Source organism: Allofournierella massiliensis (assembly GCF_004345265.1).
GTDB classification, from domain to species: Bacteria; Bacillota; Clostridia; order Oscillospirales; family Ruminococcaceae; genus Allofournierella; species Allofournierella massiliensis.
Genome location: NZ_SLUM01000022.1, coordinates 59,720 through 75,705 on the forward strand (window position 1 = coordinate 59,720; position 15,986 = coordinate 75,705).

The window sequence follows — 15,986 nt, forward strand, 5'->3', positions numbered from 1 at the left end:
CACTCCAATCTTGCATTAACCTTGCAACAACCTTGCATTAACCTTGCAATTTCAAATACAGCTTCCGAAAGTAATTAAGGCTCCCGCCATAAAGACGGAAAAGCCTTAATCTATCAACGGAAAAAGTAAAGTAAATTTAGTTCCTTTTTCCGGTACACTATCTGCTGTTATTGTGCCATTCATCTTTTCCACAAGCTGATGAACGATAGATAAGCCAAGACCGCTGCCTTTTTCAGCACGCCCTTTATCACATTTATAAAGCCTCTCGAAAATATGTTTCAAATCTTCTTTTTCAATGCCTATCCCGTTATCAGTTAATCGAATTTGCATATTTTTTTCCTGCTTTGATAGGAATATTTCTATTTTGTCTGCATGACTGTGGGAAATTACATTCTGAATAAGATTATTCAATATCCGCATATAACCGTCCGTATCAAGTTTTACTCGGAAAGGCTGTTCGGGAATATCAATGTTATAATCTATCTGCCTATCTTCAAATATAGGTATCCAGTCAATCAAAATATTTCGTGTTAGTTCCGCAGCTTCAACGGTATTTATATCCATAGCAAACTCATTAGAGTTTAATTTGAACCAGTCAAAAAGAATATCTATATATTCTTTCAAATCGTGAGCTTTACGACGGGCAGTTTCGATATAGTCGTCCTTGTCTTTTCCTGTGACAATTCCTCTATGTGCGGCGTCAAGATACCCAATAAGTGTGGTAAGCGGTGTCCGAACATCATGGGAAAGGCTTGTCATAAGCTGGCGGTTCGTTTCTTCTGCCTGCCGGACAGTAGACAGCCTTTTCTCATAAGATACAACAATCTCATTGATTTCATAAGCAAGAGGAGCTACCAGTTCATTTGTTGCTGATAAAATCCGCCTGTTTCCATTCCCATTTTTTACATCAGCCAATGCGTCTGTTATTTCTGCTATCTGCTTTTTAACACGCCGGATAACAAGGCAAGAAACAAAAATAGAAAAAAGTGTAATGATAATTGATAGAAAAATAATCGCTTCCATAAAAATCAAACCTCCTTGCTAAAGCGATAACCAATTCCCTTAATTGTCTGAATGTATTTGGGGTTTCCGGGATTTACCTCTAATTTCTTGCGAAGTCGGCTAATAATCGCCATAATGTTACTGTCATCATAAACATATTCTTCTCCCCACACTTCTTCATAAATCTGTTGCTTTGTCAAAATTTTTCCTTGATGTTTCGCGCAGTATAAAAGCAGGTCAAATTCCTTTGGGGGCAACTCAAAAGTTCCATTTTCCGTAATAATAGAACGATTTTCAAGGTCTATTTTCAATCCGTCAAATTCAAGCTGCTGTGTCATTCCGTCTGTTTGATTGAAACGGGTATAACGCCGTATAAGAGAAATAATACGGGCTATTAGTTCGTCCATATCAAAAGGCTTTGTCAAATAATCATCGGCTCCTGCGCGTAAGCCGCGCACTTTGGAAGCACTGTCATTTTTAGAGGTAAACATCAAAATCGGCAGACTGTTTTCTTTTCTGATTTCTTCCAGTGTTTCAAATCCGTCCATACCGGGCATCATAACGTCCAGTATCACAAGTTGATATTCTTTTTCTTTTAATTTTTGTAATCCCTCTTTTCCTGTATTACAAAAATCAGCTTCTATATCTTCTGATAAAACGCTTCGCTTAATCAGCGCACAAAGCTCTTTATCATCATCTATAATCAAAACTTTATTCATGGTGTAGCTCCTTTCCTTGTTTTGTTCTCCCGTCAATCGGTTTTTCCGCGTCCTTTGGTATCAGCCACATATATCCAAGTTTTGAAACACCCAGTATGCGGTTTTCTCTGCAAAGTACCTGTACCCGCCTTTCAGAAATTCCCCATTTCTTCGCTGCTTCGGGGCAAGACATATATTCCATAACACCCAAGTCCTTTCTACAAATCATATCAGTATAATTATAGTCGGGCATACGAATAATAGCAAGTGCAAGCATATGAATTATTATGGCTATAAATAGGAACTGTATAGACGTATTCAGTATGAAAGAGGAACAGTAGAATGTATATGGGTGAATAAATATGGCAAAAAGACCAACAGCTAAATATGACTTTAAGGCTTTCGGACAAGCTATCAAAGCAGCGAGAACCGAACGAAAAGAGAGCCGTAAAAAAGTAAGTGATGAAATGTATATCTCACCACGTTATCTTGCTAATATTGAGAATAAAGGACAACAGCCGAGTTTGCAAATTTTTTATGAGCTTGTAACACGCTATGATATATCCGTAGACCAATTCTTTTTCCCAGATAAATCAGCGGAAAAAGATACACAACGTAGGCAGCTTGATACACTGCTTGATAGTATGAGTGAGAAAGGAATACGGGTAGTCACCGCCACAGCAAAAGAGATAGCCGAAGTCGAAACAGAGGACAGGGGAATGTCCAGAACAGAATTTTAACGAGAAGACACATTGTAATCTTTCAGGAAATACAATGTGTCTTCTGCTTTATATAACTCTATTTCACAATCTTCCAGTTTTCCACGTTCTTTTCCAGTACAAGGTTAAACTGTGATACCTGTGTTGTCATGGTCTGGTTATCCAGATATTTCACTGCAAGGGAAGCTGTCACCTGATTTCCGTTTCGGTTGTAGACCGGATTTACCAGTTCCGAGAAAATATACTCTTTTCCCACAGGTTTCAGCACACCCTCATTCACATAATAGGTCAGCTCCTTTGCGGTTGCCGTAGGGTACAGCTTGAAAAAGGTAGTGAGAAATTCGTTGATTTCCTCTGTGGTGATGGAGTCCACCGTACCGTCACTTTGTACCGCTTTTGGGGTGTAGCCGGATTTTACGGGAACGCTGGTAATGGTTGGGTTCTGGATAATCGTCAGGTTTCCAGAGCCGTCTACATAGACCGTCACCTGATAGGCGGAACGGACGGTTTTACTGGATTCTCCCTCTGTGATACGCTGTTCCACCGTATAGGTCACTTGATAATGCTGCTCCTTTTCTTCTGTGATTTCCCATATCTGAAAATCGGTCAGGGCAGACGATACGGGGATGTCCTTTCGGATAGTATCTACATTCAGGGCTTGCAGCTCTCCGGTGAGATACCCTTTTAAAGCGTTTGTCCGGTTGTCAATGGAAGCGGCGGACTGTTCCCATGAATAGTAGACTTCTGCGAAATTCTTCACAAAATTCTCTATCTTGTGAGTGTCGAGGATTTGTTCCTCAATTACTTTGGTTTCATGGACAGTATGAATGTCTATCGCCGTGAAATTCTTATAGACGGCAAACAGGAAGCTCACCGCCAGCAGCACCCACAGGGCAATCACAGTTTTTTTGTGGGTATTGACTTTGTAAACTTTCAGTTTCTTTTCTTTCTGCTTTTTCTGGTGTTCCTCTTTTCTAATCTGAATCATATCGGTTCATCCTTTCTTATTGTTTGATTCGTCCGGCTCCGGCAAGGTGCTGTTGCCAGTAAGAGCCTGTCAGGTCTGCGTAGCCAATGGGATTTCCGGCATGGTACATCCGGTTATTTCCCACATACAGCCCCACATGGGTGATGTAGGTTCCGGCGTTGTAGGTGGAGTGGAAAAAGACCAAATCCCCTGCTTTTGCTTCGGACAGGGGGATATGCTGCGTCACATTGTACTGTTCCTGTGCTGTCCGTGGCAGGGCGATTCCTGCCTTGCCATAGCACCACTGCACCAGTCCCGAACAGTCAAAGGAAGTGGAGGGGGAATCGCCCCCGTACACATACGTCCAGCCCTCATACTTTAAGGCTTCCTCCATGATAGCCTGTACCGTTTCATCATCAAACTGTGCCACGGTCAGGTATTGCGATACCAAGAGGACATAGAACATATTTCCGTAGGAATACCGCCAGCCCCCGTTTTTCTCTACCGCAACAGGGTTGGTGTAGGTGACTTTCTTTCCGCTGGATTTTTCTCTTGCGAAGCTCTCTGCCAGTTCAAAGGTGTATTTTTTCCCACGTCCTGCCACATAGTCTAGGAAACCGCCGCCGTAGTTGTAGGACTGAATCGCACTGTTTAAATCACAGCCCTTTGTTTCTGCCGCTGCGAGCAATTCCGAAAAATATTTGCAGCCCTGCTTGATGGATTCCTCTGTACTAAGGGAGTTTGGGGGAAGCCCCAGAGATTCTGAGGACTGCATAACGTCTTCCAGCGTGCCGCCGGATTCCACCTGAATGATGGCGAGCAGCACATTTAAGTATTCCTCTATGCCATATTCTCTTGCATACTTTTCCAGCATAGGCTTATGGGTGAGGACTTCCTGTGATACGCTCACGCCCCCATAGATAAGGTTTCCGCCGCTTCCTCCGTCTTCCTCATCCGAGAAGACAATCACCACCAAAAGGAGCAGGGAGAACATCATCACGAACACGCCGGAACAGGCGAAGAAAAGGTGTCTTAACTTCATGGTTTCTCCCCTTTCTTCTGTTTGGAAGCCGCTGTTACCGTTTTTGTCCACTCCTTTCTGGCGGTGGTACGCCGGATGGTAAAGTTAGATTCTTTTACCGCAGGGGTAATCCGTTTTCTTTCCGGTATCACAGGAGCCGTATCATTTTGGACAGGTCTTGCCGGACGGGGAGCAGTCGGTGTAACAGTGGGAGCCACCTTTTGTCTTTCATCTGGTTTGTCTGGGGAAGCCGGAGGGACTATCTGGCGTTCTGCCCTTACATGCGGTGTCTGTTCATGGTGGATGGAAGCAGCCTTTACCACCGGAACCGAAGACCGTTCTGCCACAGTTCCCCCATAAGAAATTTGTCCCCGTTCCCTGATGGATGGGGAAGCTGGCTGCATGGCTGGTTTTTCTGTATGAGTGGTATCTGCACGATTTCGGAAATCTTCTGTCTGCTTTGCAGTAACAGGGCGTTCATGGACAGGAGCCGCCCCTTTGGGGGATTCGGAAGCTGTCATTTGCGGCTGTTTTGCCTGTTCCAGTTCCGCCCTGCGTTCTGCAATGGTCTGTCTGCGGCTTTCTGCCTGTGCGTTCCGCTGTTCGGCTCTGGCAGTTCGGGTCTGGGTCACGCTGGAAGTAAAATCTAGTACTCCCTCTGATACCTGTGTTTTCCCGTGGTAAAGGGCGTACTTTGCATTGACAGGCAAATCCTTTGCCTGCTCCCGAAGCTGTCCGGCAGTATCGGCTATCTTATCTTTGGCATCTGCCACCGCACCTACCGCAGAGCCAGCCCGTTTCCATGCGGATTCCTTTTCCGGTGCTGCCTGCCCGTCTGGTCTGCTGTGGTCTGCCTGTGTCCGTTTGGAAGAGCCGGAGTGGGAAGCAGTTCTCTGGTCTGAGCCAGCCTGTTTCCCTGCGTGGTATGCAGCCGTTCCAGCCCCAAGAGCCGCCACAGAACGTCCTAACTTATGCTGTAAACGGTGCATATGGGCGTGCATGAGCATACGGGGTCTTCGCATGATGCGGCTCCCCATGCTTTGGGAATCCCCACTCTGTAAGGAGAACATCCCCATCAAATCCCCCAGCTTGAAATAAATTCCGGCAAAGGTCACTATCTGCAAAAACGCCGTCAGGAAGAACGGATATTCCCCAGACAGGTTGTAGAGCATGGTGGAAATACTGAACGCTACCGTGATAATCAGGGTGATTCCGGCTCTGGTAAGGATGGTATTGAACAGCTTTGTAATGGCACGTTTTGACATCCCCTCAAAAGAGGGAACCATGCTAAGGAGGAAGCTCACAGGCAGGAACATGGCGTAGATAATAAAAAGTACCTGTGAGAAAATCATTATCCCCGTGAGCAGGAATACAAAAATGGAGATACCGATATTGAACATGAACAGGAAGAAGACGGTTCCCAAGCGGTTGATGGTCTTTGTGATGGTAAGGTTGGTGTTTTCCCTGTCTTCGATTTCCTCCACTACGATTTCTTCCCTGTCCTGCCCGTTGTTTTCGTCTGGACTGGTTGAGAGCAGGCGTTCCACACGGTCAGCCCCAAGGCTTTCCACATCCGAGTTGCCGTATTGCAGCAGGAGCCACGGCTGCTTGACCTGAATGGAAAACAGGCTGTCCCGTATCAAATCCACACTGTCTTTTCCTTGACTTCCCGAGTTTGGCAGCACAATCTTTGTACCAAGGGTCAGGCTGGCATTGCTGATGTCTGCGGAAAATTCATTGATTTTCCCGATATAATCAGGAGCATAGGCGATAAAGGCAGCGGACAGCACGAACACCACCACGAAATTGACAACGGCATGGATGGCTTTTGTGGTTTCCCGTTTGATAAGCCCTGTGTAGGCAACGTAAATCCCCACCACCAGAATGAGAATCAGCAGGAACCCGATATAAAATCCCTCCGAGGACAAGCCGCCTGTGGTAACGCCTGCCAAGGTCTGCATATTTTTTCCAATGGAATCCGCCGTAGAGGAAATAAAGTCCAGCGAGTAGGCTTCTTGAATCAGATACCCCGTGGCGTTGGAAAGGTACAGGCTGATTGTCCAGATAAAATTTGTGATGGCATACAGCCCGTACATCACCTGTTTTCCGATACCGTCCAGCCAGTTCCACGGGAGCCAGTCCCATCCGCTGTCCACATAAAAATCAAGCTGGTAGTTGTCCAGAGGATATTTGCTGTATTCGTTGGCAGCGTCTACCGTATCATCCACCAGTCCGGCAGCGTGGGCGGCTGTGCCGAAGACTGCCAGCAGCAGGAGGATGAGCAGGAGTGCCAGAAGCACTTTTCCTGCTATACTCCCGATTTTTTTAAAAGAGTTTTCTCCCTTTGTCCGGCAAGGGACAAGAGCTGTCCCCTGCTGGATGGGCTTTCTTATCTTCATTCCTCCACCTCTTTTCTAACAGGCGGTCTGGTGTCAAAGGCATGGAACAGGTCTTCAAAGATAGGATGGAACTGTATCACCCCCACACGCCCGTACAAATCACTGATAAGGCACTGTCCGTTTTCCAAGTCACGGAGCCGCTTCTGGTTGTTTTCATCTTCGGAATCCACCCCGAAAAAGGCGAGGGTCTTCTTGATTTCGTTGATGTCCGTGGAGCGGAATGCAAACTTCAGGCCCAGATTGTTTTTCAGCTTTTCATCCAGCAAATCGTCCGTGTTCTGGGTGACAAAGTAAACGCCTGCGTTCATGGCACGTCCGGCACGAACCAGCTTCATGGAGAGGGTCTTGCCCTGTGCCACCTGTAAGAAGCTCCATGCTTCATCCAAATCCACAATCTTAAACACGCTGCGGTCGGTGTGGATGAAGTCGAGGGCAAAGGTGCTGATTACAATGAGCATTGCCACGGAAAGCAGCTCCATTGTGGTGTATTCTTCAAACGAGGTTTCCTTATCCGGCAGAACCAAATCCGCCACCTGAATGATATTGAGCTGCTTTTCAAGGCTGATGGACTGTGTGACATCCCCATCCGAAAAGAGCAGGTGTGCAAAGTCATAGTCCGTAAAGGATTCGATATGGTCAGCTATGCTGGTGCTGATGGTGGTTCCCTCCGCCCGAAGTTCCTCAATCACTTTGAAAAGCCCCCGTTCCTCACTGTTTGTTACTGCACGGATGGCTTTCCGAAGAACAGGGAACTTTTCCCCGTCACGGCTGGAAATGCCTGTTAAAAAGGTCAGGATGTCGATTGCCAGTGATTCGGAATCCTTTGGGTTCTCCATAATCACATAGGGGTCGAGCAAGCCCCTGTTCTGTTCCTCTGAGGTCAGGTTTACGATATTGATTTCATGGGCGATTTCCGGCAGGGTTTCTTTCCAGCGTCCCCGTTCCGCTTTCGGGTCAACAATGAGAGCCTGTGCCCCAAATAATACGGAATAATAGACAATCATGTTGTTGCTGAATGATTTTCCACCGCCGAGGGAGCCGACAAAAGCGGCAGCAAGGGCGTTGGTGACGGAGCCTTTTACCCCTTGACTGGCAAGGGCAGGCTTTAAGTAGACGTTTCTTCCTGTATCAAGGCTGTACCCGATATAAATGCCCTCCGGTTCCCCTAACATCTGGGTTGCCCCGAAGCCAAGACCAGCAAGGAAGTCACTGGTGACATACTGGATGTAATCGTTCAGATACCGTTTGCTGGCAGGGAGAAATTCCCCATGCAGCCCCAGCATATCCCCAAAGGGGCGAACCAGCTTCACGTTCAAATCGTCATAAAAATCTTTCACCTCATTGCAGCGGCGTTTCAGTTCCTCCAAGTCGGGAGCCGTCACACGCACCACATAGGACAGCTTATACATGGATTCCTTGCTCTGGTCTAAGGTGGATTCCAGCTCATTTACGCTGTCTAAAGCGTCCACCACGTTTGTACTGGTTTCACTGTCATTCTGCCATGCGTGGTTGTCCAAATCTTTCAGCTCTTTTTTCTTGTTCCGCACCGTGGAGAGGGCTTTCCGGTTTGTCACAATCTCCACATTCATAGAGGTATCAATGGGAAAAGTGAATTGCTGCTGCTGATAGTAAAAGATTTCCGAGGATGGGAAGTCCAGTTCCCCCACAATGCTGTTGATGGTAAAGTAGGCGGCATATACTGTCCCGTCTTCCTGTTCGATTTTCAGATACCGTTGGTTTTCCTCTATCAGACAACGGGTGGGTTTGATGAGGTCATAGTATTTCACCAGCGTTTCCTCCTGAAACCGTTTCTTCGGAAGATAATACTCATAATCTTCGTAGGCGGTTCCGGTCTGCCCGTATAAATGCTCAATCAGATAGCCAAAATCGTCCTTGTTAAGCCGCCGGACTTTGAAGCGGCGTGAGATTTTACTTTCCAGCAGCTTTTCCATCTTCTGAAACCGCCAGATTTCTTCATTGCTCATGGAAACAAAATCCCCCATGAGTTTGTGGTTGACTTCATGGAGGAAATCGGAAACGGCGGTCTTTGCTTCCCTGCGAAACTGCTTCATGGTGACTTCCTGCTCATTGACAAGCAGCTTGAAGCCGATAAAAAAGCGGTAGTCCACCTGATTTTCCCCTATCATGGAAATCAGGGCTTCGGTCTGTGCGTCAATCTTTGCACAGGCAATATCTTTTAACTTGCCTGTTACTTCCTGTTTGGAGCGTTCCTGTGCTGCCCGTATGCTGGATTCGGTGCTGATTTGCAGGGCGTGAATCTTCCCGTCCCTGTTCTGGGCGATAAGCTGCCGGAACGAATCGTGTACCTGATATTTCTGTTCAGGGCTTAAAAAGGAATAGTTGTAGGGAAGCAGCTCATAGTAAGCAAAGCACTCCCCGTCATGGTTGAACACAAGATTATTTTCGATATACTTAATCGGATATGCCATAAATATCACTCCTTACTGCCGTGATGGGCTGTGCCGGATATTCCTTTTCCAGCTTCACGGGCTTTCCTGCATAGGTCAGTTTCGGGCGTACCAGATATGCCAGTACGGATTTCAGGAAGCCGTAAGGCTTCTTCCCGTCAAAGGTCTTCTGGCACATGAACCAAGTGAGGGCAAAGGGTACGCCGAAGTATTTTAAAAATGCCCCGTCAATGAACGAAAGGGGAGGGAGGTTCCCCAAGAGCATAACTGCAAACACCGATACTACGAACCACGCCATCTGTGTGAACGTGATGGGGAATGGCAGCTTAAAATCATTGATGGAATAGAGTACCTTTTCCACCGACCAGATACTGGTATAGCTTCGTATTTTCTTCATGTTGTCCGTCCTTTCTAAAAGATGGGGACAGCAAAAGAGCCGCCCCTGAATAAAAAATCCGCCTGTATTTCCTGAAAGAGATACAGACGGGTCTACCGTATGATTTCATATACGCCGTGGTTCGTGACAACAAAGGTTCCCTCCAATTCCATGTCACGCCCATAGGCGGCGTAGTCGATATAGTTTTGTAAGTGTGCCGGAAGTTCTCCAAGTTGTCCGCTTTCTTCCAGATAGCAGCGAGCCACATCCGCCATATCGTCACAGCCGGAATGGCAGATAATATCGTCTTCATGCTCACAGAGTTCTTCGATACTGCCAAAATAGGATTGCAGCTCTGATAGTTCCTCCTGAATGTACTCCGGTAAGTCCTCCACCATTTCACACAGGCGGTTGACTTCCTCAATGGGGGTATATTCGTCAATCTCAAAAGGCAGCTCATAATCATGGATGGCGTATTCCTCATACTCATCATTCAAGCCGATACGTTCCTTGACTTCCTCAAAATCCACAGGCGGCGTGAACCATGCCCCTACCAGTTCGCCCTCATTGTATTTGCCTAAGTTGGCAATGTAAATCCGCATTTCTTCCATATTGTCACCTTCATTCTCTGTCATGCTTCTTTTGGGGAGTTACGCTCCCCAAGCCCCTAGTGGACTTCCGCCATGAAGCAATCAGAGCTTGCTCCATAACGGAAGTGTAACAAGGGTTTCCTATGCACCGATAATCTTATTGAACAGTTCCAGTAAGATGTCCTTTACACCGTCCGCATTGAAGACCAGACCGACCGCTACAAGGGACACCACCAGAAAACCGATAAGTTTGGAAAATTCCCTCTTAAATCCGAGGTACAGTCCAATCACCACGATTGCCAGCAGCACAAGGGACTGGGCGTTGGATAAAAACCAGTTATAAAGATTCTGTCCGAAATTCATAAAAGCTCCTTTCTTTCCTGTAAGAGTTCTTAGGTTCCAAGATTGCCGCCGTTAAAGCACCACCTCCTTTGCAGCGGCGGCTTGCTGCTTCAGGATTTTTTCGTGTTTCTCCGTCAGCTTTGCGTGGGTGATGATGTCATGGACAATCTGGGTGTGGTTCATCTTATCCAGACGGAGAGCCAGCTTTAACGTGGGGGCTACCTGATGGGAGAGCCAGTGCAGGGTACGTTCAAAGGAATAGGGTTCCGGTTTGGTTGTCAGTTTCAGGATTCCTCTGTGTTCTCCAATGAACCACGCCCATTCCTCATTGATACGCCAGTCAGAACGGGGCTTCGTATCGTCCCTATCCACGAACCGGACATAACGGTTGATGATTTGAAAGGCTGTCCGTTCTGGATTGTCATGTTCTAACAGGTCACGGATGGCGTAAAAGGCACGCTCATTTTTCAGCCGGATTTCAAAACGGTTCTTTACCTCTGCGTCTTCAATGGGAATATCATGCTTTTTGTACTGCTCATAGTCTTTTTCGTAAATGCAGAAGTACACCTCACTTTGGAGGGAGCCGATATACAGGGTGTTCCCCATACATTCTTTTTCCTCACGCCGTACCAGTTCGCCGCTGCGGTAGCTTTTGAAGCTGCGGAAGACCGAGATACATTCCTCATTCCGGCACTTCTCTGTCAGATGGGGAATGTTCAGGATTCCCGTTTTGTCATTGATGGCGAGGTCAAGCCGCTTCATCACGCCGTCCTCCATGAGAACGTCCATGAAAAACTCATACCAGCTCCGTTCCTGTGCCAGCAGATAGCTTTCAAACTGGCGGCAGCCACGCCCTTTCAGTTCCAGCAGCACCCCTTTTTCCAGTTCCGGCGATACCAAAACGAAAATATCCCCAAGATAGTAATGTTCTGTGTAAGAGTAGAAGCCGTAGTCTTCATGGATAAAGTAGGGAAGCCTTAGCCGAAGCACGTCTTCCACGATATGCTTCACATCCGTAGTGGGAAAACGAATCCGCACATAATCAAAGAGCATTTCAAGGGGAGTGTCTGGATTGAAGCGTTCCAGAGCTTCCGTGATGGCTTCCTGTAATGCTTCGGACGGGTGAGCCTTGCCCGTTTCAATATCGCTCAGGTACGGACGTGTGATTCCGGCAGCTAACGCAAGTTTCTGTTGTGAGATACCATAAATTTCCCGTTTTTCTTTGATGTCCCGTACCCATGTTTCTTCATTCAGTGAAAATCCCTCCTGTCTAAAAAAGCGTATGTCAACTTTCAGAGCCTTGTTGACACACGCCGGATATGGGGAAAATCCCTTGTGTACCGTGGGATTTTGCCCTGTTGTTTGGTTGTTGCCTGTCGATTTGTACCCCTCTGTTAGATACGAGGGGTTTATGCTGGCGTGCCTTGCGGCACACCAGCCACAGCAGGTCAGTCCGTTTCTGCGGCTTTCGCTTCGCACGCCGCCTGCACTCCCTGCCTGCTGTCTGTCAGTTTTTTTATTTCTTTGAGGAAATCGTGTCCTTTTGGGACAAGGGGCGTGTAAAACTCCGAGATAACGCTGGTTCCCACATCCACATAGCCACGCCCTTTTATCTGCTTGAGGAAGAAGTCCTTTGTGGTTTCCCCGAACATCATTCCATAACCCATTTCCGACATCCGCCCCAGAGCTACACGGAAATTAAACTGGTCACGGATTCCGTCCCCCAGATACTTTGCGTCCGGACGCTGGCAGGCGAGAATCAGGAAGAAACCAGCCTGCCGCCCAAGCATAACGATTTGCTTTAATTTGTTGAGGACAGCGGCGTTTTCCTTTGTGCCGAGCATTTCCATAAATGCTACATATTCATCAAAGATAAGGAAATTTGCAGGAAGCCCCAAGTAAGCGTAGTTTTCCCCTGTCCGGTAATTCTCCATGAGCTTCATGTCTTCGCTGCGTTTCATCATTTCTTCATAGAAACGGTCAATGCAGGCGAGCATATCTTCCTTTTTGTAGTACACATCCGGCATAACCGCCTGTAAATCCGCAAGGTCGGCGTTCTTCGGGTCTAACACGGACAGGACGGCGTTGGTGCGGAGCAGGGCTTCAATGAGGGTCAGGATAAAGTAGGTCTTTCCGCCGCCGGTTCCTCCGGCAATGAGCATATGGGGGAGCTTGTCATACTCCCACCAGACATTTTCCATGAGCCGGAGCCTGCCGTCCTTTGCCTGTACGTCCTCAATGGAGATACGGCCTCCAATGGTATCATAGAGCAGGGTGTACTCCACGTAGGAATCCTTTAATTCTTTATCCGTCAGCTCACAGTACAAGCCGCTTTCCAGCTTTTTCTCCAAGTTTAAGAGCTGTTCCTGATATTTACCCAAGGTGATTTCCACACGGATATGGAGCAAACCCTGTTTCATCCGGTAATAGATTTTTGGAAAGTAAGTGATGGTTTCCTTGGAACGGCTGGAAGACAAGTCCTTGAAAAAAGCGTCCTCCTTTCTCTGCTCCGATTCATACCACTTGTTTTCCAACACCATCCTTGCCAGCTTTTGGCGGTGGATGAGTTGCTTTACTTCATCCCTGCGGTATCGCCAGAACAGAAGAACTGCTGTAAGGCACACCAGCCCTGCCACGCCCATGCTGAATAACAGGTAAGGGATATTTACATCCTGTACTATCTGGGAGAGGGACACTTCCTGCCAGTCGGTTCCGGCAATTTGCCGGATATGAAACAGCAGGACAACCAGCAGGAAGACAGGGAACAGGGCGGCAAGGGCAGTATGGAACACAAGGTCTTTATCCGTGGGGCGGATACGTTTTCCACGGGGGAAAAGCTGCTTCATGGGAACAATCCTCCTTTCGCTTTTCTCTTATTTAGCTGCTATTTTACAGGGGGAACGTCTTTCTTCGGTGTCTGGGGATTCATGGCAGCCCCTTTTTTCAGGACAATATCCTCTGCTTTGATGTACCAGTCCACCTCTGCTCCCTGAAAGGTAGCCGTTGCCACGGTATCTGCCACTGGATTGATAAGTTCCACCTCTGCGTTGTAATCGAACTCCTTTAACGGCACGCTGGCAGGGATAGAAACCTGAATCATACGCCCCTGTCCTCTGGATTTTAAGTCATAGGTACGCTCCTTGATTTCTTCTGATACCGAGCCGTCTTCATTCTGGAGGTGAACCTCACGGCGGAGGGCAGAAAATTTCAATGCCCCGAATGTTGCTTCCTTGTCAATCACGATTCCGTTTGCTAATCTCATAGTCTGATGTCCTCCTTTTCCTTATGCTTTTACCATATCGTCAGCGTGTAAAATGTAGTTGGTAAAGCCCCTTGTGCCGATTTTATAGCCCTCTGCGGTGATACGGGGATTGACGAGCTTCACACGTTCCTCAAAGTCAAAATGTTTTTCTCCGGCTTCGGCAGGGAGGATAACCACAATATCATCCGCCCTCTGTACGTCTGAATAAAGGTTGAAGCTTCGGGAGAGTACCGCCATGCGTCCGTTGATTCTTCTCTGTTCTGTTTTGTCTTCTCCGGCAAACTCCAAGTTGCCGAATGTCTTTTCCATGTTGGGGATAACGAATTTTAATTCCATATAGATGTACCTGTCCTTTCTGAAATAATATAGTTGGTTCGATAGTTTCTGTTGATGTTCCATCCGACAGCGGAGGGGAACGATTCTTCTCTGTCATACAAGACCGCCTTTCTTATTCATGTATGGTTTCTGCTATTCCTGCCATGATGTAATCAGCACACGGCAGGGCGATTGCGTTTCCAAGTGCTTTGCACCGTGCATTATCGCTAATGGGCTGTCCTAAATTTCCATATGCTGTCCACCCATCCGGTAATCCCATCAAACGCTCACACTCTACGGGTGTCAAATTTCGGAGAACTCCGTCTTTTTCTTCTCCCTCATACCAGAATGAAATCATATTGACTGCTTTTGCCAACAGAGTTGGAAAAGGTTCATCTGGTCGTCCGAAACTTGTGAGGAAAGCAGACTGATTTCCTGATTTTGCGGCACTCCGCATACGCCGTTCCTGAAAGGGGCGGATGACGGGTATTTTCCCCCTTGTTTTATCAAGAGATATTCGACTGGCTCCGGCGGTGGGCAGCCCGTAGTCTGTGCAAGGCGGAGGAAGCGGGAACATATCGCGGGGCTTAAATAGTATTTCTGCGGAACGCTGTCCTCTAAAATCTGCCACAAGGAAGATTCTTTTTCTTCGCTGAACAAGCCGGGGCTTTCCCCAATACTGGGCATCCATGAGCCGCCAGCACAGGTCAGTCTTTCCCCCTCGCACCATACCGGCGTTAGCCCATCCTCCAGTAGGAGGCATTGAAATTTCGGTATCGGAAAATGATTGCAGCACGGCTCTAAAATCCATCCGGTCATTTGAAGAAAACGCTCCCATGACGTTTTCCCAAACAGCGATAACTGGATATAACCCATTTGTAGCACACCTCATTTCTTCTATAATTCTGATAGCCTGAAAAAACAGTCCTGATTTGCTTCCGGCCAGTCCCTCACGCTTTCCGATTTTAGAAAGGTTCTGGCAGGGCGAACCGAATGTAATAATGTGAACAGGAGAGATGTTTCCTCCGTGTATCTTTGTAATATCCCCTAAATGTTCCATGTCTGGGAAGTGGCGTTTGGTTATGGCTATCGGGGATTTTTCAATCTCGCTTGCCCAAACGGGAATAATTCCATTACGGGAAGCCGCAAGAGGGAACACGCCGATTCCGTCAAACAGGCTTCCTAATTTAAGGGCACACATAGACCGCCTTTCGTTTTGCTTTTTCATGTGTTGTTTCCATTTTTCTGCTCCTTTCCAGACAATAAAAAAACACCATCAATGGAAGTCCATTCAATGGCGTTTGCTGTTGTCTGCTCATTTCTCAAGGTAAAGCAGAAAGCCCAATAGAAAAAGACGCAAATCTCAAAATGCGTCTTTTTCCATCTTCATATTCATTTTTTATAAAAGCACCGTCTGCCTGCTGTCTGCAAAGCCTTGATTTTACTGGTTTTCTACTACCATCCTTATCAAAGCCTTGCTAAATCAAGGGTTTTCGGCATTTTCCTTTTTTCGCTATTTTGAAAAAATGGAAGAAAAATCCAGCTTGCTAACGGCGTGAAGGTGGCTTGCTAACGGAATTTTTGAATTTGCAAAGAAAGTTGACCGTTCCTTGTTTGAATTTTCTTCAGACGGGTCTGCTAACACAATTAGCAGGAAAGAGCAAAATTTGCTAACGAAATCAGGTATCTTGCTAACACGGCCTAAAACCCTTGCAAAAAGTCTGCTAACAGAAAAGGTGATTGGTCAATGTATCATGTGGTGAAAAATAAGAAGGGGCTGTTGCAAAATAGCCTAAAATGAAAAAAATGAGATAGACTTCCCCGAAAGGGTTGCCTATCTCATTTTTTGTTGTAGTCTGAAACTGC

At 46.9% G+C, this 15,986-nt stretch carries 15 protein-coding genes; 1 reads left to right on the top strand and 14 read right to left on the bottom strand.

What is annotated here, in order from left to right:
- Positions 1–105: 105 nt before the first annotated feature.
- Together EDD77_RS12825 and EDD77_RS12830 are read right to left on the bottom strand one after the other, a co-directional pair.
- A complete protein-coding gene (locus EDD77_RS12825) occupies positions 106–1,023 on the bottom strand; it encodes a sensor histidine kinase (protein ID WP_058965465.1) in 918 nt (305 codons plus the stop codon).
- Between the two features lie 5 nt (positions 1,024–1,028).
- Positions 1,029–1,721: a response regulator transcription factor gene (locus EDD77_RS12830; protein WP_009255073.1), complete on the bottom strand. Its 693-nt coding sequence runs from the start codon at positions 1,719–1,721 to the stop codon at positions 1,029–1,031.
- A 341-nt stretch (positions 1,722–2,062) separates the two neighbouring features.
- On the opposite strand from EDD77_RS12830, the gene EDD77_RS12840 reads away from it, so the two are divergent.
- Positions 2,063–2,440: a helix-turn-helix domain-containing protein gene (locus EDD77_RS12840; RefSeq protein WP_009255071.1), complete on the top strand. Its 378-nt coding sequence runs from the start codon at positions 2,063–2,065 to the stop codon at positions 2,438–2,440.
- A 58-nt stretch (positions 2,441–2,498) separates the two neighbouring features.
- On the opposite strand, the gene EDD77_RS12845 is transcribed toward EDD77_RS12840, so the two are convergent.
- The 12 genes from EDD77_RS12845 to EDD77_RS12900 form a co-directional block, all read right to left on the bottom strand.
- Entirely contained in the window at positions 2,499–3,407 is a 909-nt protein-coding gene (locus EDD77_RS12845; RefSeq protein WP_058965466.1) for a conjugal transfer protein, read from the bottom strand.
- Between the two features lie 16 nt (positions 3,408–3,423).
- On the bottom strand, positions 3,424–4,428 hold the full coding sequence (locus tag EDD77_RS12850; RefSeq protein ID WP_058965467.1) for a bifunctional lytic transglycosylase/C40 family peptidase: 1,005 nt from the start codon (positions 4,426–4,428) through the stop codon (positions 3,424–3,426).
- A complete protein-coding gene (locus EDD77_RS12855; protein ID WP_077138576.1) occupies positions 4,425–6,806 on the bottom strand; it encodes a CD3337/EF1877 family mobilome membrane protein in 2,382 nt (793 codons plus the stop codon). Before EDD77_RS12855 ends, EDD77_RS12850 begins: the two co-directional genes overlap by 4 nt.
- Positions 6,803–9,256 (bottom strand): conjugal transfer ATPase TcpF, encoded by a 2,454-nt coding sequence (tcpF, locus tag EDD77_RS12860; RefSeq protein WP_058965468.1) that lies wholly within the window; start codon positions 9,254–9,256, stop codon positions 6,803–6,805. The genes EDD77_RS12855 and tcpF overlap by 4 nt, the downstream gene beginning before the upstream one ends.
- A complete protein-coding gene (locus tag EDD77_RS12865) occupies positions 9,240–9,632 on the bottom strand; it encodes a conjugal transfer protein (protein WP_005427021.1) in 393 nt (130 codons plus the stop codon). Before EDD77_RS12865 ends, tcpF begins: the two co-directional genes overlap by 17 nt.
- Positions 9,633–9,724: 92 nt before the next feature.
- Entirely contained in the window at positions 9,725–10,246 is a 522-nt protein-coding gene (locus EDD77_RS12870; RefSeq protein WP_455692607.1) for an antirestriction protein ArdA, read from the bottom strand.
- Positions 10,247–10,342: 96 nt separating this feature from the next.
- Positions 10,343–10,564, bottom strand: a complete 222-nt coding sequence (locus EDD77_RS12875) for a hypothetical protein (RefSeq protein ID WP_002570387.1) — start codon at positions 10,562–10,564, stop codon at positions 10,343–10,345.
- Positions 10,565–10,615: 51 nt separating this feature from the next.
- Positions 10,616–11,797 (bottom strand): MobT family relaxase, encoded by a 1,182-nt coding sequence (mobT, locus tag EDD77_RS12880; protein WP_435436457.1) that lies wholly within the window; start codon positions 11,795–11,797, stop codon positions 10,616–10,618.
- A 194-nt stretch (positions 11,798–11,991) separates the two neighbouring features.
- Positions 11,992–13,389 carry an FtsK/SpoIIIE domain-containing protein gene (locus EDD77_RS12885; protein ID WP_058965469.1) on the bottom strand — a complete coding sequence of 466 codons (1,398 nt, stop codon included), beginning with the start codon at positions 13,387–13,389 and terminating at the stop codon, positions 11,992–11,994.
- Between the two features lie 38 nt (positions 13,390–13,427).
- Complete coding sequence (locus tag EDD77_RS12890) at positions 13,428–13,805, bottom strand: YdcP family protein (RefSeq protein ID WP_058965470.1); 378 nt, start codon at positions 13,803–13,805, stop codon at positions 13,428–13,430.
- Between the two features lie 21 nt (positions 13,806–13,826).
- Positions 13,827–14,141: a YdcP family protein gene (locus tag EDD77_RS12895; protein WP_002578441.1), complete on the bottom strand. Its 315-nt coding sequence runs from the start codon at positions 14,139–14,141 to the stop codon at positions 13,827–13,829.
- Positions 14,142–14,253: 112 nt separating this feature from the next.
- Positions 14,254–15,348 carry a DNA cytosine methyltransferase gene (locus EDD77_RS12900; protein ID WP_227359797.1) on the bottom strand — a complete coding sequence of 365 codons (1,095 nt, stop codon included), beginning with the start codon at positions 15,346–15,348 and terminating at the stop codon, positions 14,254–14,256.
- Between the last annotated feature and the right edge of the window lie 638 nt (positions 15,349–15,986).